Consider the following 18243-nt stretch of genomic DNA (forward strand, 5'->3'; position numbering starts at 1 on the left):
CACCGATGTGATGGGACTGTGGCGGGCAGAGGACGGGGCCTTGCAGGCGATCACCAATGTCGGCCCCGCCAATCCACGCGAATTCCAGGACCTGCTCTCCACGCCCGATCGGCTGAAGGGCATCGCTGGCGAGACCGGCGGCAGCGTGGAGCGCCTCGCCACCGCGTCCGGCCTGTCGATACCGGCGGTTCGCGCGGTCGGCGCCGGTTCCGCTTATGGCGGCAGCGGCTGGATCGGCCTCAAGCGTAGCGAAGCGTCGGTGGTACAGGGCATCGACACCATCCCGCTCTTCGCGGGCCTGCTGGGCCTTGCCTTGCTGCTGGGCGGCGTCACCCTGCTCTGGGCCCGCGAGGGCCGGTAACTTCCTGAAGCGGAATGTGATTTTCGCGAATGGTCCCCTGACCCCTCATCCCCCTGCCGGGACCTCTAGCCAACTCCAAAGGAGTTGGCGGCACCCGCAAGGGGGAGAAGGAGGTTAACTTTATAGCGTAGCACCTGTTGGACAGCGACCGGGCCGCACAAGTCTTTCCCGGTCGAGTCCCTTCTCCCGTTGCGGGAGAAGGTCCCGGCAGGGGGATGAGGGGGAGCCCGAGTATTACCCTTGCGATTCGACTCTTGAGCCGTGAGGCCCTAAATTGGAGCTGTAGGTTTCCGATCGGGCTTGCCTCAACGGAATAGGCCAAGGATGCGAGAATGCGTAGCGACGAGATCCGGCCAGGAACGTTGGCCAAACGCCATGCAGACCGACGATCCCAGACGTCGCTTGGATTTCGGCGCGAGAGTTTTACTTTGCCGCGCGAGGAAGCACGTGCCAAGGCGCGCGATCTGTTTACCCGCTACCCCAAGGCGGCCTATATGACCGAGATCGAATACTGGGAAGAACTGCCGGATGGGCAGATCTTCGTCACCATGCGCCATTTGCCGACGGCCGATTGAGAAGGGCGGTTCTCGCGCGGACCGGACCGGATTACAGCCCGTCCAGCAGGTCGGGCAGCTCCGCCAGGAAGGCATCGCGCGCCTGCAGCCCGGCCCGGAGATTGCCCTTGCCGGCCATCTGCACCTGATGAACGAAGGCCACGTTGCGGCCGTCCCTGTTGGCCCAGCCGACGAACCAGCCATAGGCATGATCGAAATCGAGCCTGCCGTCGGAGCGCCGGGGCGCACCGGAGCCGGTCTTGCCGTGAATTTCCCAGCCATTGGACAGGGGTGCCAGCACGAGGATGCGGGCTGTCATGTCGTAGGCGCGGCTCGAGACCGGCAATTGGTGTCGCACCATCCGCTCGAGGAAGTCGAGCTGCTGGAGCGGCGTGATCTTGAGGGACGAGCTCAGCCAGGCCTGGGTGAGCCCGTTCTGCTTGCCCGGATCGCCCGAGACGTCCTGATTGCCGTAGTCGAATTCGGCGACGTAGCGTTTGAAGCGCAGCTTGCCGAGACTCCGGGTGATCTGCTGCGAGTACCAGACCACCGAATTCTTCATCCAGCTTGCCGGATCTGTGCTGGTGCGCCATTCCGGCACCCAGTCGGCATAGCCTTCGCGAAAGGGCAGGGCGGGCACATGCTCGTTCTTCAGCAGGCCCGAATCATAGCCCATCAGGCTGATGGCGATCTTGAAGGTCGAGGCGGGCGTGATCGGTCTGTCGCAGCTTCCTTCCCGCTTGAGCAGCTTACCGGTTGCCACGTCGGCCAGCAGCGTGCAGGCGCTGGCGACGGCGGCTTCCGATGGCTGGGCCAGGGCACTGCCTCCTCCGGCCGGTATCGTCGAGAAGACGGCGGCGGCAAGGGCCACCAGGGCGGTCGTCGGACGGTGCATGCAGCAGGGTCTCCGGAGTCGACGCGCATCTGTCAGAGACATTGTGGCCCGATCTTGTCGATGGCAGCAACAGGCCGCGCCGCCCCTGGGGACAAAGTGTGATTTGACGTGATTCCGTCAAATCGCAAAATGCGTTGGTCCGAAAGCGGGCTGCGGACCTATCCGGCTGCGGCCTGACGGCAGGGAGAGGGCGGGCGCTGGCGGGTCAGGGCCATTTCACCGTGGGCGGCATCGACGACAGGATCGAGGACACATTGCCCCCTGTCCTGAGGCCGAACAGCGTGCCACGGTCATAGAGCAGGTTGAATTCGACATAACGTCCGCGGCGCACCAACTGTTCGTCGCGCTCGGCGTCCGTCCAAGGTTTTTCGAAATTGCGCGTCACGATCTCGGGATAGATGGCGGCGAAGGCCGTGCCGACCGTCTGGGTGAAAGCGAAATCGGCCTGCCAGTCGCCGCTGGCGAGCCCGTCATAGAAAATGCCGCCGATACCGCGCGACTCGTTGCGATGCTTGAGGAAGAAATAGTCGTCGCACCATTTCTTGTAGCGGGCATAGTCGGCCACCGCGTGAGCCTCGCAGGCCCGACGCATGGCGGCGTGAAAATCGAGGCTGTCCGGGTCTTCCTGCGTACGGCGCCCGTCGAGCATCGGCGTAAGGTCCGCACCGCCGCCGAACCAGGCCTTGGTTGTCACCACGAATCGGGTGTTCATGTGCACGGTGGGCACATGGGGGTTCCAGGGATGGGCGATCAGGGAGATGCCCGAGGCCCAGAAGCGCGGATCCTCGGCGGCGCCGGGGATGTCGGTACGAAATTCGGGTGAGAATTCCCCGTGGACGGTCGAACAATGCACGCCCACCTTTTCGAAAACCCTGCCGTGCATCATCGCCATCACGCCGCCGCCGCCCGGGCGACCGGTGTGGTCGGTGCGCTGCCAGGGTGTGCGCTTGAAGCGGCCTGCGGCCGTACCGGCAGGGGCTCGGGCCTGGGGCAGCGTGTCCTCGAGGGTTTCGAAGGCGACGCAGATCTGATCGCGCAAAGCCTCGAACCAGGCACGGGCCTCGGCCTGGCGGGGGGCGATCTCGGAAGAAAGAGGGGCGGAACCGGGCTTTGTCATGCTGCCTCTATAGTCCGTTTCCGCTAGCAGGCAATTGCGCAGGATCAATGACGGCCGAAAGGCGGCCGTGCCAGGTCAGGGGGACTCTGCCTGGGAGGGAAAGCCGTCGGTCTGGCGCAGGGCCTCGCCCAGCACCATGGCCGCGGCCACGGCTACGTTGAGCGAGCGCAGTCCCGGCCGCATCGGTACGAATACCCGTGCGTCGGCCGCGGCATGGACCGCATCGGGCACGCCGGCTGATTCTCTGCCGACCATGAGGATGTCGTCCGGCCGGAAGACGTGGCCGGTATGGGGCACCGCGCCCTTGGTGGTCAGCAGCACCAGTCGCTGCCTGCTCGCGGCTCGCCACGCCTCGAAGGCCGGGAAGGAAATATGGCGGTCGATGGCGAGGCGGTCGAGATAATCCATGCCGGCGCGGCGGAACGCCCGGTCCGAAACGGGAAAGGCCGCGGGCTCGACGATGGCCGCCCTCACGCCAAGGCAGGCGCACAGGCGCAGCATCGTGCCGGCGTTCTGGGGGATGTCGGGCTGAAACAGGGCGAGAGTGAGCGGCATTGGGGCATCGGCGGGGCAGGAGCGGAGATGTTCTTCATAGGGGACACTTCCGGCATCGGGGATAGAGAATTTGCATTTATGGCGTTGATGTCATGCGACATAGCGCCATTTGCGGGCTGCACGATCTAGACAACTTCGCAACAGAGTGGCATGAGCCCCTTGATAAGGTTTGCCCCAGTTTCGCCGCGATCCGGTTCGGCGCGGCTGGGGTGGCCGAGATTTGGCAGAGTATGGATGGTACGGGACGGTCGCGTCCGGTTCCTCCATCATCCCGGCGGCGGCCGGGATGCGACGTATGAGAAGGATCGATCCGTGGCAGTCACGAACGAACACGCCGCAGAGCCCACTCGTCGCGATTTCATTTACATTGCCACCGGCGCGGTCGGTGCTGTGGGTGTCGCTGGCGCAGCTTGGCCTTTCATCAGCCAGATGAATCCGGACAAGGCGACCATCGCGGCGGGCGTGCCGGTCGAGGTCGACCTGACGCCGATTCCCGAGGGACAGTCGGTGAAGATCTTCTGGCGCGGCAAGCCGATCTTCATTCGTCACCGCACCAAAGCCGAAATCGCAGCGGCCGAGGACGTCAAGCTGACCGACCTGAAGGACCCCCAGGCCGATGCTGACCGGGTCAAGAAAGACCAGGCGCAATGGTTGGTCGTGGTCGGTATCTGCACGCATCTGGGTTGCATCCCGCTGGTCAACGAAGGCGCCTATCATGGCTGGTTCTGCCCCTGCCATGGTTCGGTCTACGATACCTCGGGACGCATCCGTCAGGGTCCGGCTCCGCTCAACCTGGAAGTTCCGCCCTATAATTTCGAGAGCCCGACCAAGATCATGATCGGCGCCGAATCGAACGCACAAGCTTAAGGTCACATTTCATGAGCGGAACCTCGACCTGGACCCCGAAATCCAGCCTTGGACGGTGGTTCGAGAGCCGCCTGCCGATCGGTGGGCTCGTCCACTCCTCGTTCATCGCCTATCCCACGCCGCGCAACCTCAACTATATGTGGACCTTCGGCGCCATCCTCTCCTTCATGCTGGGGGCGCAGATCCTCACGGGCGTGGTGCTGGCGATGCATTACGTCTCCGATTCGAGCCTGGCTTTCACCTCGGTGGATCTGATCCGCCGCGACGTGAACTGGGGCTGGCTGATCCAGAAGCTACACGCCAACGGCGCCTCGATGTTCTTCATCGCCGTTTATCTCCACATCGCCCGCGGCATGTATTACGGCTCTTATAAGGGCCCCCGCGAGGTGCTGTGGCTGCTTGGCGTCGTCATCTTCCTGCTGATGATGGCAACCGGCTTCATGGGCTATGTGCTGCCCTGGGGCCAGATGTCGGGCTGGGGCGCTACCGTCATCACCAACCTGTTCTCCGCCATTCCCGTGTTCGGCAAGTCGATCGTGACGTGGCTGTGGGGCGGCTATGCGGTTGGCAACCCGACCCTGAACCGCTTCTTCTCGCTGCACTACCTCCTGCCGTTCATGATCGCCGGCGTCGTGGTGCTGCATATCTGGGCGCTGCACGTGGTCGGCCAGAACAATCCGGCCGGCGTCGATATCAAGTCGGACAAGGATTCGGTGCCCTTCACGCCGTATGCGACGCTGAAGGACGCCTTCGGCATCGCCTGCTTCCTCGTCTTCTTTATGTATTTCGTGTTCTACATGCCGGATTATCTGGGTGATCCGGAGAACTACATCACCTTCGATCCCGGCAAGACGCCTGCGCATATCGTGCCCGAATGGTACTTCCTGCCTTTCTACGCGATCCTGCGCTCGATCCCGGACAAGCTGCTGGGCGTCATCATGATGTTCGCTGCCATCGTCATGCTGGCACTGCTGCCCTGGCTCGACACCTCGAAGGTGCGTTCGGCGGTCTATCGTCCGGTGTTCCGCTGGGTGTTCTTCATCTTCGTGGCGATCTGCATCGGCCTCGGCTGGATCGGCTCTCAGCCACCGGAAGGCTCGAAGGTGCTGATCGGCCAGATCCTGACCGCGCTGTACTTCGCCTACTTCCTCATCGCCCTGCCGCTGCTGGGGTTGTTTGAGCAGACCAAGCCGGTACCCGCTTCCATCGCCGATGCCATTCTGGCGAAGTCGAGCGGCATCCCCCTGCCGGCTGCAAACACCGCCGAATCGCAAAGCAAGGGCTGAGGGGCGAACGAGATGATTGAGATGTTCAAACCGTCACGCGTGGCCGGCCTGGCTGTCGCCCTTGCCACCCTGTTCGGCGCTGCCGGCCTCTCCCAGCCCGCCTGGGCGGAGGGGGGCGAGCAGCCGACCCGCCAGCAATGGAGCTTTGCAGGTCCGTTCGGGCGCTATGACCAGGGCCAGCTGCAGCGCGGCTTCAAGGTCTATCGCGAGGTCTGCTCGGCCTGCCACAGCCTGCACCGCGTTGCCTTCCGCACCCTGGCCGATCCCGGTGGCCCCGGTTTCACCGAAGGCCAGGTCAAGGCCCTCGCGGCCGAATACACCGTCATGGACGTGCCCAACGACAAGGGCGAGGTGCTGGAGCGCAAGGGTCGCCCCGCGGATTATTTCCCGCTGGTCTATCCCAACGATCAGGCTGCCGCCGTCGCCAACAATGGTGCCATTCCGCCGGACATGTCCCTGCTCGCCAAGGCGCGCGGCGTGAAGTCGGGCTTCCCCGGCTTCGTCTTCGACATCTTCACCCAGTACCAGGAGCAGGGGCCGGACTATATCCATGCCCTGATCACCGATGGCTATCTGAAGGATGACGAGAAGCCGCCGGAGGGCGTCACCGTTCCGCCGAACGGCCACTACAACAAGATCTTCGGCGCTTCGATCGGCATGGCCAAGCCGCTGGCCGATGGGCAGGTGGAATATACCGACGGTGCGCCGCAGACGGTTGACCAGTACACACGTGACGTCGCTGCCTTCCTGGCATGGGCGGCCGATCCCTCGCTGGAGAAGCGCAAGCAGACCGGCTTCGTGGTGATCATCTTCCTGATCGTGCTGTCCGGGCTGCTCTATTACACCAAGAAGAAGATCTGGGCCGACGCCCATTGAGGGCTTCGACCAACGCTTGATTGAGCAAAGCCGGGGATCGCCGATCCCCGGCTTTGCTGTTTCAGGCCCTGCAGTTTCCTCTCGATCGATTTATTGGCTCGACCGGTGGGAAGCCGGCTGGCTGGTCCGGCCTCGACTCTTGCGTGCGAGCGTGGTCTTTTTCGGCAACGAATCCCCGGAAGGCAGATCATGACCGCCAAGATAGAACTCTCGGGCTCCACAGCCCGCTTCCTCAAGGACGCGATCCGCACCATTCCCGACTATCCCAAGCCGGGAGTGGCGTTCCGCGACATCACCACCTTGTTGGGCGATGCCTGGGCCTTCCGACGGGCGATCGACGAATTGGTGCAGCCCTGGGCGGGTGCCAAGATCGACAAGGTGGCTGGGATCGAGGCGCGCGGCTTCATCCTGGGGGGCGCACTCGCCCACCAGCTCTCCTCCGGTTTCGTGCCTGTGCGCAAGAAGGGCAAGCTGCCGCACGAGACCGTGCGCATCGCCTATTCGCTGGAATATGGCCTCGACGAAATGGAAGTCCACAAGGATGCGGTGAAGCCGGGCGAGCGGGTCATCCTGGTCGACGACCTCATCGCCACCGGCGGTACGGCGGAAGCAGCTGTCAAGCTGTTGCGCGAGATCGGCGCCGACGTGCTGGCTGCGGTCTTCATCATCGACCTGCCCGAGCTGAAAGGGGCCGACAAGATCCGGGCGCTGGGCGTGCCCGTGCATACGTTGGTGTCCTTCGAAGGCCATTGAGGTTTCGGGGGCAGCTCTTCGGAGCCGCCTCTTTCAAGGTGTTGAGACGAGAAGTCCGGATTGGGTGGCCCAACCCCTCATCCGCCCCTTCGGGGCACCTCTAGTCAACTCAAGAGAGTTGACGACACCCGCAAGGGGAGAAGGCGAACGGCGAGCAACGCGCTATGCAAATAACTCCTTCTCCCCTTGTGGGAGAAGGTGCCGGCAGGCGGATGAGGGGTTGCGCCGCTCTATCTCAGCTTTTCCCTATTTGTTCGAAAGACTTTGGAAGGCACGGCTCTGAAGACACCCCGGTGCTGCTTGCTTTTCGCCCGGGATGCGTCTATGAGAACGCCGTTCCGCGACCAGACACCCCTGGAGGCAATGCGGAACGACCGAACCGGCCGCGCCAGCGGCCTTTTTCTTTGAACAACCCTAGGAACATACAATGTCCGTGAAGCAGATTTCCGCCACGGCTCGCACGCAAGTGGGCAAGGGGGCCGCGCGTGCCGTTCGTCGTGAAGGCAAGGTGCCGGCCGTGATCTACGGTGCCGGCAAGCCCCCCGTTTCCATCGCTCTCGACGCCAAGGAAGCCAACAAGCTGGTTTATGCCGGCCACTTCCTCACCACCGTATTCGAGATCGAGGTTGATGGCAGCAAGACCCGCGCCATTCCGCGCGACTATGCTCTCGACCCGGTCAAGGACACCGTCGAGCATGTCGACTTCCTGCGTGTCGATGCCGGCTCGCGTCTGCGCGTCGATATTCCCGTGCATGCCGTCAACGCCGCGACCTCCGTGGGCGTGAAGCGCGGCGGTGCCGTCAACATCGTGACGCACTCCCTCTCGGTTCTGGCTCCCGCCGACAAGATCCCCGATTCGATCGATGTCGACGTCGCCGCTCTCGATATCAACGATTCGGTCCACGTCTCGCAGATCAAGCTGCCGGAAGGCGTTTCCTACGCCGGGCAGGACGATGCGACGCTGGTCTCGATCGTGCCGCCGGTTGGTGAAGAGGCTGCTCCCGCCGCCGAGGCGGCTGCCGAGCCCGCCGACGCCGCCAAGAAGTAATCCGGCTGCATATCCATTGCTGCGATGGCCGGGCTCGTCCCGGCCATTCGTGCTTTCATAGCGTTTGGCGATTTGATGGAGTCACCAAGAATCGCAAAGACGCGTTCGAACGAGGAGCTGGAGCAAAACAGCGTTTTCGCTTAAGCGCGCTTTGCTCCAGAGACCATCATGCGTCTGTTCGTCGGCCTCGGCAATCCAGGGGCCAAATATGCTGCCAACCGGCACAATATCGGTTTCCTTGCCATCGACGAGATCGCGCGGCGCCATCGCTTCGCACCCTGGCGCTCGCGTTTCCAGGGCCAGGTCAGCGAGGGCAGCGTCGGCGCCGAACGGGTCATGCTGCTCAAGCCTCAGACCTATATGAACGAAAGCGGGCAATCGGTCGGCGAGGCCATGCGCTTTTACAAGATCGGCCTGGCCGATCTCACGGTCTTCCACGACGAGCTCGACCTGGCGCCCGCCAAGCTGCGCGTGAAGGTCGGCGGCGGCAATGCCGGGCATAACGGCCTCCGGTCGATCACGGCCCATTGCGGCAACGACTATCGCCGCGCCCGGCTCGGCATCGGTCATCCCGGTGACAAGGCGCTGGTGCATCATTTCGTGCTGAGCGACTTTGCCAAGGCGGAATGGCCTTGGGTCGAGGATCTGTGCACGGCCTGTGCCGATGCAGCGCCACTGCTGGCTGATGGAGAGGATGCGAGCTTCCAGAACAAGGTGCATTTGTTCATGGAGGCGAGGGGGCACGGTGCTGCCAAGCTGGCGGGAGCGTAAGGGGTTTTCTGGAAGCGCGGACGTCCTCGTCCGCTCTTGGAAGCGTCACGATCACAGGATGGGACGATGCGGAGGAGGACGTCCGTGCTCCCAGGGAAGCATTGACGTTGCGCTGCTTCCTATCTACCCAGCATCCTAACGGATTTCGTCGGCGGCAGGAGCGCGCCGGCTACAAGATGAACGAGCGATCACCATGGGTTTCAAATGCGGAATCGTCGGCCTGCCCAATGTCGGCAAGTCGACCCTGTTCAATGCGCTGACGCAGACCGCGGCGGCGCAGGCGGCCAACTATCCCTTCTGCACCATCGAGCCCAATGTCGGCGATGTGGCGGTGCCCGACGAGCGCCTGGAGAAGCTCGCTGCCATTGCCAAGTCCGGCACCATCATTCCCACCCGCCTGACCTTCGTCGACATCGCCGGCCTGGTGCGGGGGGCCTCCAAGGGCGAGGGCCTCGGCAACCAGTTCCTGGGTAACATTCGTGAATGCGACGCGATCGCCCATGTGGTGCGCTGCTTCGAGGATGGCGACGTTACCCATGTCGAGGGCAAGATCGACCCGGTGGCCGATATCGAGACCATCGAGACCGAGCTGATGATCGCCGATCTCGACAGCCTGGAGCGCCGCGTAGTGGCGCTGGAGAAGAAGGCGCGGGGTGGCGACAAGGAAGCCAAGGAAAGCCTCGATTTGATCAACCGGGCCCTGGTGCTGCTGCGCGAGGGCAAGCCTGCCCGTCTGGTCGAGGTCAAGCCGGAGGAGCACCGGGCCTTCGACATGCTGCAGCTCCTTACCGCCAAGCCGGTCCTCTATGTCTGCAATGTCGAGGAAGCCTCCGCCGACAAAGGCAATGGCCTGTCCGACAGGGTGAAGGCCCGCGCCGCCGAGGAAGGCGCCAAGGCGGTGGTGGTCTCCGCCAAGATCGAGAGTGAGATCGCCATCCTGCCGCCCGAGGAGCAGAAAGACTATCTCGATGCCATCGGCCTGAACGAGCCTGGCCTCAACCGCGTCATCCGCACCGGCTATGAGCTGCTCGATCTCGTCACCTATTTCACGGTGGGGCCGAAGGAAGCCCGGGCCTGGACCATCACCAAGGGCATGCGCGCGCCGCAGGCCGCCGGTGTGATCCATTCCGATTTCGAGAAGGGCTTCATCCGCTCCGAAACCATTGCTTATGCCGACTATGTCGCTCTCAGCGGCGAAGCGGGTGCCAAGGAAGCCGGCAAGTTCCGTCTGGAAGGCAAGGACTATGTGGTCGCTGACGGCGATGTCCTGCATTTCCGCTTTGCGACTTGAGTGCAAATAAAAAGCGCTCGATTTGAAGATCTTGAAAGGTCTTTGTTTGCCTGCCGGTTCGGCGTAATTTAACATTGTGATGTGCCAATTGGCGGCTCCTGGTGGAATGCTGCCGATTGGCGGAAGGAAATCGATTTATCTGTGCTATGATGGCGTGAGTGTTCGTTCGTGACAGGGGCGGGGGCCATGCAATCCAACGAGCCGCCACGCAAGACGCCGGGCGAGCGGGCGACCATTCATGACGTTGCCCGGCTTGCCAATGTTTCGCCCGCCACCGTTTCCAAAGTGCTTCGCGGCCTCGGCGCCGTGAAGGCCGAGAGCGTGGCGCGTATCCATGCCGCCGTGCGGGAGCTTGGTTTCCGGGTCGACCCGCTGGCAGCCAATCTGCGCCGCTCGCGCCGCTCGATCGTCGGGCTCATCGTTCCGGACTTCCGCAACCCCTTCTTCGGTTCGATGGTCGCCCATTTCGAGCGCCTGGCGGAGGGGAGCGGCTATCGGCTGGTGACCGTTTCCAGCGCTGAGAAGACCGAGCGGGAGGCTGCCCAGACCGAGGCACTGCTCGACTGGCGGGTCGCCGGCATGATCGTCGTGCCGACGGATGGGCGTCCGGCCGCCGAAGCTTCTTTGCTCGATCAGAAGGTTGCCACGATCCTGCTCGACCGCGTTCCCGACGAGACGGGCTTCGATCGCGTCAGCGTCAACAATGTCGAGGCCAGCGCTGCCGTCATCCGCGAGCTGGTGGCACGGGGGCATCGGCGTATCCTGCTCGGCCCTTCCTCGCTCGATCTCACCAATATGCGTGATCGCGTCAATGGCGCGATGGCTGCAGCGCAACAGGCCGGCATCGCCGACGATGTTGAAGTCCTGCTATGCGGCCCCGATGTCGCGTCGGCCATGACGGCGATGGCATCACGCTTCGACAAGGGAAGGCTGCCGACGGCCATCTTCACGCTGTACAGTCCCGCCACGCTTGCAGCGTTGCGGGAGGTGGAGAGACGCGGCCTCGTGATGCCTCGGGATCTGTCGGTCGTCGGGTTCGACGACATCGAATGGATGCAGGTGACGCACCCGCCGATTGCCGCGGTGATACAGCCGGTGCAGGCGATTGCCGAAGTCGCCTGGGCCCAGCTCATGCAGCGCCTGGCCGAACCCGGCGAGGCGCCCCGGACGGTCGAGGTGGCCTGCGAGCTCGATTTGCGGGGATCGGTCGCCGGTCCGCGCGCCTGATCCTACGATCCGCCGTTCCGGCCTATTCCATCGCCTGTGCCTGTCCGGAGAGTTCGGCCTGCAGATGGGCGATCAGCCTGTCGGTTGCCGCTTCCACCGGGCCGTCATTGCTGATGATGAGGTCGGGGGCGAGACTGTCCTCGCGGTCGATCTTGCGGGCCAGGCGCGCCCGGATCATCTCTTCGCTTTCGCGACCGCGGGCCGCCAGGCGCTGGGCGATGATCTCGGCCGGCGCGGTCACCAGCACGACGCTGAGGCCGGCGAAGCGCTGGCGTGCTTCCGGCAGGCTGGAGCGCGAGAGGTTGCAGACGGCATGGCGACCTTCCTCGGTCGCCAGTCGCACCTCGAGGGGCAGGGCATAGCTCAGGCCATGCGCGCGCCAGGACAGCGAAAAGCCTCCTTGCGCTTCCAACTCGGCAAAGCGCTCCTCGGACAGCGTATCGTGATCTTCCGAGCTGTTGCTTTCACGCGTGATGATGCGGCGCGGGAAGATCAGGCCGGGATGGTCGGCGAAACGCAGGCGGGCGGCATCGATCAGCGTGTCCTTGCCCGCGCCGCTCGGTCCGACGATGGCGATCAGCTTGCCGAGGCGCGGTTTGGGCTGGATCAAGGCGGGTTCGTCGCTCATGCCGCGATCTTGCCCTCACTCCAGACACGGCGGATGATCGGCGTGGTGCCGGCACCCGAGGCAACCTGAGTCACCCGCACCAGATCCGCGCGGCGTCCCTGTTCCAGTCGGCCACGATCATGAAGGCCGGTGGCACGGGCCGGCGTATCGCTGACCATGCGCACCGCCGCCGGCAGGTCGATCGAGGGCACACGCTCGGGCAGCTGGAAGGCGGCAAGCAGGAGGCTGGCCGGTACGTAATCAGAGGAGAGAATGTCGAGTACGCCCTCTCCGGCGAGGTCCGACGCCGCGATATTGCCGGAATGGGAGCCGCCGCGCACGACGTTGGGCGCACCCATCATCACGCTGATGCCGGCTGCGTGGGAGGCGAGGGCCGCTTCGAGCGTAGTGGGGAATTCGGCGATGGCGACACCGTCGGCCACCGCTTCTTCCACATGCCCGGCGGTGGCATCGTCATGGCTGGCGAGCACGATGCCATGTTCGCGCGCCAGTGCCACCAGGCTGGTACGGCTGTGCAATGCGAAGCGGGCATGCCTGTCGAGCTTGTCCTTGATGTAGGTCTCGACATCGGTTTCGCCCCGCACCCGGCGTGGAAAATAGAAATTCATCCAGGTGTTGAGATCGCGGAACTGGCGCTGGCCGGGGGTATGATCCATCAGCGACGCCAGATGAACGGGGTAGAGTTCCCGGAAGGCCTGGAAAGCCGTGAGGACGTCGGGTGTGGCAAGCTCGCAGCGAATATGGGTGCGGTGCTCCACGCGCAGATGGCCGTGCTGGCGTGCTTCTTCCAGGGCTCCGGCCAGCGCCGTGCCCTCCTTGGAGATGGTGCCTTCTTCCGTCTCGGATCCGAGACGGATGGAATCGAACACGGTGGTGATGCCGGCAGCCGCGATCTGGGCGTCATAGGCCATCACGGCGCTGAGGGCATGCCAGCGCACCGAAGGGCGCGGCGAGTAGTGGGCTTCCAGATGGTCGGTATGGAGTTCCACCAGGCCGGGCAGGATATGATCCCCTGCCATGTCCAAACCTTTTTCCGGCGCCTCGCCCTCGCCCATCTCGGCGATGCGGCCCTTGTCGACGGCAATCCAGCCCTTGGCGATCACGCGGTCGGCCAGGACGAGGCGGGCATTTGAGAGAACAAATTGCTCAAGATCAGGCATGGTTGAAATGTCCGTTCAGGCGGCAAGTGAAGTTACGGAAAACCGGGTGACGTCGACGACGCGGTCCGCGACTCGTTCGCGCACATCCTCGTCATGAAAGATGCCGACAATTGCGACGCCATTTTGTTTCTTGGCGGTGACGAGGTCGACGACGACCGCCCGGTTGGCGGCGTCGAGCGAAGCGGTCGGCTCGTCGAGGAGCAGGAGCGGCCGGTCGGCGGCGAGGCCGCGCGCAATGTTGACGCGCTGTTGCTCGCCGCCCGAGAAGGTGGCGGGCGGCAGGCGCCAGAGCCGCTCCGGCACGTTGAGCCGGTGAAGCAGATCCTGGGCGCGCTTGGTGGCGGCGTCCTCGGCCAGGCTGGTTTCGCGTGCCGCTTCCGCCACGATGGCGAGGGCGGAGACGCGCGGGATGACGCGCAGGAACTGGCTGACATAGCCCATCGTACGCCGGCGCAGCGCCAGGATGCGCCGGGGTTCGGCGGTAGCGATATCGACGACCTCCCCACCTTCGCGCAGCAGGATCGCGCCGCTGTCGCAGCGATAATTGCCGTAGATCATCTTGAGGATCGAGGATTTGCCGGCCCCGGACGGCCCGCCCAGCACGACGCATTCGCCGGGAGCGACGGCAAAGCGAACATCCTGCATCACGCCGATGCTCTGGCCGCCCTGGAGATGCAGGGTGAAGCTCTTGGAAACGCCTTCGAGGGTGAGGATTGGGGAGGTCATGCTGCCAGCACCGAAGAAACCAGAAGTTGGGTATAAGCCTCGTGCGGATCGTCGAGGACCTGGTCGGTCAGGCCCGTCTCGATCACCCGGCCCTGCCGCATCACCATGATGCGATGCGATAACAGCCGTGCGACAGCGAGGTCGTGCGTGACGATGACGACCGCGATGCCGAGATCGGTGACGAGGCCGCGCAGGAGGTCGAGCAGGCGCGCCTGTACCGAAACATCGAGGCCGGAGGTCGGCTCGTCCATGAAGACGAGGCGGGGGCGGGTGACGAGGTTGCGGGCGATCTGCAGGCGCTGGCGCATGCCGCCGGAGAAGCTGGCAGGGGTATCGTCGATGCGGTCAGCCTCGATCTCCACCCGCCCGAGCCAGTCCAGTGCCGATTCGCGAATGCGCCCATAGTGCCGCGCGCCGACCGCCATCAGGCGCTCGCCGACATTGGCGCCGGCCGAGACGCCCATGCGCAGGCCGTCGCGCGCATCCTGGCGCACGAAGCCCCAGTCGGTGCGCAGGAGGAAGCGGCGTTCGGCCTCGCTCAGCGCGAAGAGGTCGCGGACGGCCCCGTCACGCATGCGATAATGCACGGATCCGGCGGTGGGCTCGACCTCGCTGGAGAGCAGCCCGAGCAGGGTCGACTTGCCCGATCCGGACTCGCCGACCACGGCAAGGACCTCGCCCTCATAGAGATCGAAGGAAACATCGGCGCAGCCCAGGCGTGTGCCGTAATGCTTGGTGAGCCCGCGAGCCTGGAGCAGGGGGGAGCTGTCGAAAGTCATGGCTCATCCTTCCTGGGAGCGCGGACGTCCTCGTCCGCTCGTGAAAACGATGCACTCGACGACAAGGCTGGAGCGGGTGAGGACGTCCGTGCTTCCAGGGGCGACGAGCCCAGCATCTCGCCCCTGTGCCCCGCGGCCCGCCTCGTTTCGCAATGGTCGGTGTCCGAGCAGACGAACATGCGGCCGCCGCGATCGTCGAGGACGACCTCGTCGAGATAGACGTCCCGCGCGGCGCAGAGGGCGCAGGGCTGACTGAAACGCTGCACACTGAACGGATGATCTTCGAAGTCGAGGCTCTTCACCCGCGTATGTGGCGGCACCGCATAGATGCGCTTCTCGCGCCCGGCGCCGAAGAGCTGCAGCGCCTCGCAATCGTCGATCTTGGGATTGTCGAATTTCGGCGTCGGCGAGGGATCCATGACATAGCGCCCGGCGACTTCCACCGGATAGGCGTAGGTTGTGGCGATATGGCCGTGGCGGGCGATGTCCTCATAGAGCTTCACATGCATCAGGCCGTAATCGGCGAGAGCGTGCAGCTTGCGCGTCTCGGTCTCGCGCGGTTCGAGGAAGCGCAGCGGCTCGGGGATTGGCACCTGATAAACCAGGATCTGGTCAGGCTTGAGGGGCGCTTCCGGCACGCGGTGGCGTGTCTGGATGATGGTGGCGTCCTGCGTGGCGGTGGTGGTGGCGACGCCGGCCGTCTTGGCGAAGAAGCGGCGGATCGAGACGGCGTTGGTGGTGTCGTCGGCGCCCTGGTCGATCACCTTCAGCACGTCGTCGGGGCCGATCACCGCCGCTGTTACCTGCACGCCGCCGGTGCCCCAGCCATAGGGCATCGGCATCTCGCGCGAGGCGAAGGGCACCTGGTAGCCGGGGATGGCGATGGCCTTGAGGATCGCCCGGCGGATCATGCGCTTGGTCTGTTCGTCCAGATAGGCGAAATTGTAGCCGCTGGGATTGTCATCCCGTGCGCGGTGCAGCGCGGAGCGATGCCCCGCAGACACGGGACCGTTCGAAGAGTGAGCCTCTTCCTGCTTGCGGTCCCGGCTCTCCGCTTCGCTCCGGCCGGGATGACTTGCTGCCTCGGTCATGCTGCGTCCTCCTGCCGGGTTTCGGCCAGCGCCGTCTCTCGCCGCTCGGCATGCTCGGCCCTCAGGCGCCTGACGAGGTCGAGCTCGGCCTGGAAGTCGACATAATGGGGCAGTTTCAGATGCTCGACGAAGCCCGTCGCCTGCACGTTGTCGCAATGGGACATCACGAACTCCTCGTCCTGGGCGGGCGCAGTCCTCTCTTCGCCGAACTCGCGCGCCCGCAGCGAGCGGTCGACCATTGCCATGGACATCGCCTTGCGCTCAGCCTGCCCGAAGACCAGGCCATAGCCGCGTGTGAATTGCGGCGCGGCTTCGGCAGAGCCTGCGAACTGGTTGACCATCTGGCATTCGGTGACGGTGATCGAGCCCATCGGCACGGCAAAGCCGAGCTCCTCCGGCACGAATTCCACCTCCACTTCGCCGAGCCGGATCTCGCCGACGAAGGGGTGGGTGCGGCCAAAGCCGCGCTGGCTGGAATAGGCGAGTGCCAGGAGGAAGCCTTCATCGCCCCGGGCGAGCGCCTGCAGCCTGAGGTCGCGGTCGGCTGGGAAGGCCAGGGGTTCGCGGGTGAGGTCGCCCACCGGGCGTTCGGGGTCGGGAGCAGCGTTGCGCTCGATCAGGTCCTCGCCGCCGAGCAGGTCGCTGACGCGCGGCGTCTTCTCCCCGGTGGCGGGCTTTTCCTTGGGGGGCTCGACCTCGGTGCCGGCGGCCAGCATGAAGTCGAGCAGGCGATGGGTGTAGTCGAAGGTCGGGCCGAGCACCTGGCCGCCCGGCAGGTCCTTGAAGGTCGCCGAGATGCGACGACGAATGGCCATGTCGTCGGTATCTACAGGCGTGCTGGTGCCGAAACGCGGCAAGGTGGTGCGATAGGCACGTACCAGGAAGATCGCTTCGATCAGGTCGCCCCGGGCCTGCTTGATGGCGAGGGCGGCCAGATCGCGGTCGTAAAGCGAGCCCTCGGCCATCACGCGGTCGACGCCGAGGGTGAGCTGTTCGCGGATCTGATCGGTGGCGAGATCGGGAACCGCCTTGTCGCCGCGCCGGACATGAGCGAGCAGGCGATGGGCGTTGTCGATGGCTTCCTCGCCACCCTTGACGGCGACATACATCAGGCTACTCCAAGAATTTGGGACGAGCGCGGCAGGCCGGCGATCCTGCCCGGTGCCGTGAAGACGATATCGACGCCGCATGGAAAGGCGGCATGGTTGGCGCTGAGCTGCCGGCGGAAGTCGTCGGGAAGCGGCGCGAGCGCCAAACCTGCGTCGGCCTTGATGCCGGGCCCGGTAAAGGCGAGATCATGGCCGGCTTCGAGCCGCTCCAGTGCGATCAGCAGCGTGGTCGAGCGATCGGGATATTCGTCACTGCCCTGGGCGAAACTGGCGAGGTCAGGACAGGCGGCGGCATCTGCGACAAGGGCAAAGGCTGCCTCTTGCGGGTCTTCCGTCAGGCGGGCTCCGGTATGGAAGGTGAGATAGGCTCGTACCTCCGCTGTCCGCAGCCTGGCATCGAGCCAGAGCGGGGACTCGTGATCGGCCAGAGCGAGGGCAAGGGCGGCCAGTTCCGGCGTCAGTGGTGCCGGTGGCACCAGCCCCGTCAAAAGGGGCTGGGGACGGGCAGGCCGGGCCAGCGCATTCATGCAGGCGCGGAAGACCGCCTGGGATTCGAGTGCCGCATCGGCAAAGCCGGGCGCCAGATCCTGTGCAAATTGGTCCTGTGCAAGGCTGATCATCAGTCCTCTCCCCGTACCATGGTGAAAAAATTGACCTTGGTCGCTGCGGTCTGCCGGGCTGAAACGCCGGCTTCCGCATTCAACCGGGTAGCCACCGGCCGCAGTGCCCGTTCGACCGCCTCGCGACGGGCTTCGTCCTGCCAGAGCGCGTCGAGCAGGGCGGCGGCGCTGGCCTTGGCGCTGTTACGGCCGAGATGATAGGCAAAGCCGACAGGCCCGTTTTCGAGCCGGACGGTGGCGCGCGACGTGCTCGCCTCGCCTAGGTTGAAGGCGGCGCCGTCGCCGCCGACCCGGCCCTGCAGCATGACGAGGCCGGTTGCGGCGGGCCGCAGCGCGGTATGGGCCGGCAACGGAGCCAGGGTCGAGAGGGCCTGGTCGAGTTCGCTGCCGGTTGCGTGGGCGCAAAGGCGCATGACGGCCTGGCGTGCCTTCAGTCCGGCAGCCGGCTCGGCCGCCATCTGGCGATGACGATCTGGGGAGGACTCATTCATGTCGGAACCATTGCTCTGCCTTGGATCACAACAGGCTG

General features: G+C 64.7%; 18 protein-coding genes and 2 pseudogenes. 9 read left to right on the forward strand and 11 right to left on the reverse strand.

Going from position 1 to position 18243, the window contains the following annotated elements:
- Nucleotides 1–361, forward strand: a pseudogene (locus tag BA190_RS36455) (hypothetical protein); the annotation flags it as partial.
- Between the two features lie 332 nt (nucleotides 362–693).
- Nucleotides 694–936: a hypothetical protein gene (locus BA190_RS14460; protein WP_068288358.1), complete on the forward strand. Its 243-nt coding sequence runs from the start codon at nucleotides 694–696 to the stop codon at nucleotides 934–936.
- A gap of 31 nt (nucleotides 937–967) precedes the next feature.
- Here BA190_RS14460 and blaOXA read toward each other — a convergent pair whose 3' ends face one another.
- The 3 genes from blaOXA to BA190_RS14475 all read right to left on the reverse strand — a co-directional run bounded on the left by blaOXA (nucleotide 968) and on the right by BA190_RS14475 (nucleotide 3482).
- Nucleotides 968–1810, reverse strand: a complete 843-nt coding sequence (gene blaOXA, locus BA190_RS14465; protein WP_068288361.1) for a class D beta-lactamase — start codon at nucleotides 1808–1810, stop codon at nucleotides 968–970.
- Between the two features lie 205 nt (nucleotides 1811–2015).
- Complete coding sequence (hemF, locus tag BA190_RS14470; RefSeq protein ID WP_068288364.1) at nucleotides 2016–2927, reverse strand: oxygen-dependent coproporphyrinogen oxidase; 912 nt, start codon at nucleotides 2925–2927, stop codon at nucleotides 2016–2018.
- A 75-nt stretch (nucleotides 2928–3002) separates the two neighbouring features.
- On the reverse strand, nucleotides 3003–3482 hold the full coding sequence (locus BA190_RS14475; RefSeq protein ID WP_068288367.1) for a tRNA (cytidine(34)-2'-O)-methyltransferase: 480 nt from the start codon (nucleotides 3480–3482) through the stop codon (nucleotides 3003–3005).
- 312 nt (nucleotides 3483–3794) lie between these two features.
- Here BA190_RS14475 and petA point away from each other — a divergent pair, with 312 nt between their 5' ends.
- From petA to BA190_RS14515, 7 genes and pseudogenes are all read left to right on the forward strand, one after another.
- Nucleotides 3795–4349, forward strand: a complete 555-nt coding sequence (petA, locus tag BA190_RS14480; RefSeq protein ID WP_068288832.1) for a ubiquinol-cytochrome c reductase iron-sulfur subunit — start codon at nucleotides 3795–3797, stop codon at nucleotides 4347–4349.
- Nucleotides 4350–4360: 11 nt separating this feature from the next.
- Nucleotides 4361–6511 (forward strand): annotated as a pseudogene (locus tag BA190_RS37125) (cytochrome c1).
- Nucleotides 6512–6700: 189 nt separating this feature from the next.
- Nucleotides 6701–7264 carry an adenine phosphoribosyltransferase gene (locus tag BA190_RS14495; protein ID WP_068288376.1) on the forward strand — a complete coding sequence of 188 codons (564 nt, stop codon included), beginning with the start codon at nucleotides 6701–6703 and terminating at the stop codon, nucleotides 7262–7264.
- Between the two features lie 427 nt (nucleotides 7265–7691).
- A complete protein-coding gene (locus BA190_RS14500) occupies nucleotides 7692–8312 on the forward strand; it encodes a 50S ribosomal protein L25/general stress protein Ctc (RefSeq protein ID WP_068288379.1) in 621 nt (206 codons plus the stop codon).
- 168 nt (nucleotides 8313–8480) lie between these two features.
- Nucleotides 8481–9083 carry an aminoacyl-tRNA hydrolase gene (gene pth / locus BA190_RS14505; RefSeq protein ID WP_068288382.1) on the forward strand — a complete coding sequence of 201 codons (603 nt, stop codon included), beginning with the start codon at nucleotides 8481–8483 and terminating at the stop codon, nucleotides 9081–9083.
- Between the two features lie 193 nt (nucleotides 9084–9276).
- The gene (gene ychF / locus BA190_RS14510) at nucleotides 9277–10374 is read left to right on the forward strand and encodes a redox-regulated ATPase YchF (protein ID WP_068288385.1); all 1098 of its coding nucleotides are present in this window, start codon (nucleotides 9277–9279) and stop codon (nucleotides 10372–10374) included.
- 186 nt (nucleotides 10375–10560) lie between these two features.
- Complete coding sequence (locus BA190_RS14515) at nucleotides 10561–11601, forward strand: LacI family DNA-binding transcriptional regulator (RefSeq protein ID WP_068288388.1); 1041 nt, start codon at nucleotides 10561–10563, stop codon at nucleotides 11599–11601.
- A 22-nt stretch (nucleotides 11602–11623) separates the two neighbouring features.
- Here BA190_RS14515 and phnN read toward each other — a convergent pair whose 3' ends face one another.
- The 8 genes from phnN to phnG are packed head-to-tail and all read right to left on the reverse strand — an operon-like array spanning nucleotide 11624 to nucleotide 18205.
- A complete protein-coding gene (gene phnN / locus BA190_RS14520; protein ID WP_068288390.1) occupies nucleotides 11624–12229 on the reverse strand; it encodes a phosphonate metabolism protein/1,5-bisphosphokinase (PRPP-forming) PhnN in 606 nt (201 codons plus the stop codon).
- The gene (locus tag BA190_RS14525) at nucleotides 12226–13389 is read right to left on the reverse strand and encodes an alpha-D-ribose 1-methylphosphonate 5-triphosphate diphosphatase (RefSeq protein WP_068288395.1); all 1164 of its coding nucleotides are present in this window, start codon (nucleotides 13387–13389) and stop codon (nucleotides 12226–12228) included. The genes phnN and BA190_RS14525 overlap by 4 nt, the downstream gene beginning before the upstream one ends.
- Before the next feature lie 15 nt (nucleotides 13390–13404).
- Nucleotides 13405–14115 (reverse strand): phosphonate C-P lyase system protein PhnL, encoded by a 711-nt coding sequence (gene phnL, locus BA190_RS14530; RefSeq protein WP_068288398.1) that lies wholly within the window; start codon nucleotides 14113–14115, stop codon nucleotides 13405–13407.
- A complete protein-coding gene (gene phnK, locus BA190_RS14535; protein ID WP_068288401.1) occupies nucleotides 14112–14894 on the reverse strand; it encodes a phosphonate C-P lyase system protein PhnK in 783 nt (260 codons plus the stop codon). Before phnK ends, phnL begins: the two co-directional genes overlap by 4 nt.
- Nucleotides 14891–15985, reverse strand: a complete 1095-nt coding sequence (locus BA190_RS14540; RefSeq protein ID WP_082979741.1) for an alpha-D-ribose 1-methylphosphonate 5-phosphate C-P-lyase PhnJ — start codon at nucleotides 15983–15985, stop codon at nucleotides 14891–14893. Before BA190_RS14540 ends, phnK begins: the two co-directional genes overlap by 4 nt.
- Nucleotides 15982–17094: a carbon-phosphorus lyase complex subunit PhnI gene (locus tag BA190_RS14545; protein ID WP_068288404.1), complete on the reverse strand. Its 1113-nt coding sequence runs from the start codon at nucleotides 17092–17094 to the stop codon at nucleotides 15982–15984. The genes BA190_RS14540 and BA190_RS14545 overlap by 4 nt, the downstream gene beginning before the upstream one ends.
- Nucleotides 17094–17714, reverse strand: a complete 621-nt coding sequence (phnH, locus tag BA190_RS14550) for a phosphonate C-P lyase system protein PhnH (RefSeq protein WP_068288407.1) — start codon at nucleotides 17712–17714, stop codon at nucleotides 17094–17096. The genes BA190_RS14545 and phnH overlap by 1 nt, the downstream gene beginning before the upstream one ends.
- On the reverse strand, nucleotides 17714–18205 hold the full coding sequence (gene phnG / locus BA190_RS14555; RefSeq protein ID WP_371260324.1) for a phosphonate C-P lyase system protein PhnG: 492 nt from the start codon (nucleotides 18203–18205) through the stop codon (nucleotides 17714–17716). The genes phnH and phnG overlap by 1 nt, the downstream gene beginning before the upstream one ends.
- Nucleotides 18206–18243: the final 38 nt, after the last annotated feature.

This window comes from Labrys sp. WJW (genome assembly GCF_001676615.1).
Taxonomy (GTDB): domain Bacteria; phylum Pseudomonadota; class Alphaproteobacteria; order Rhizobiales; family Labraceae; genus Labrys; species Labrys sedimenti.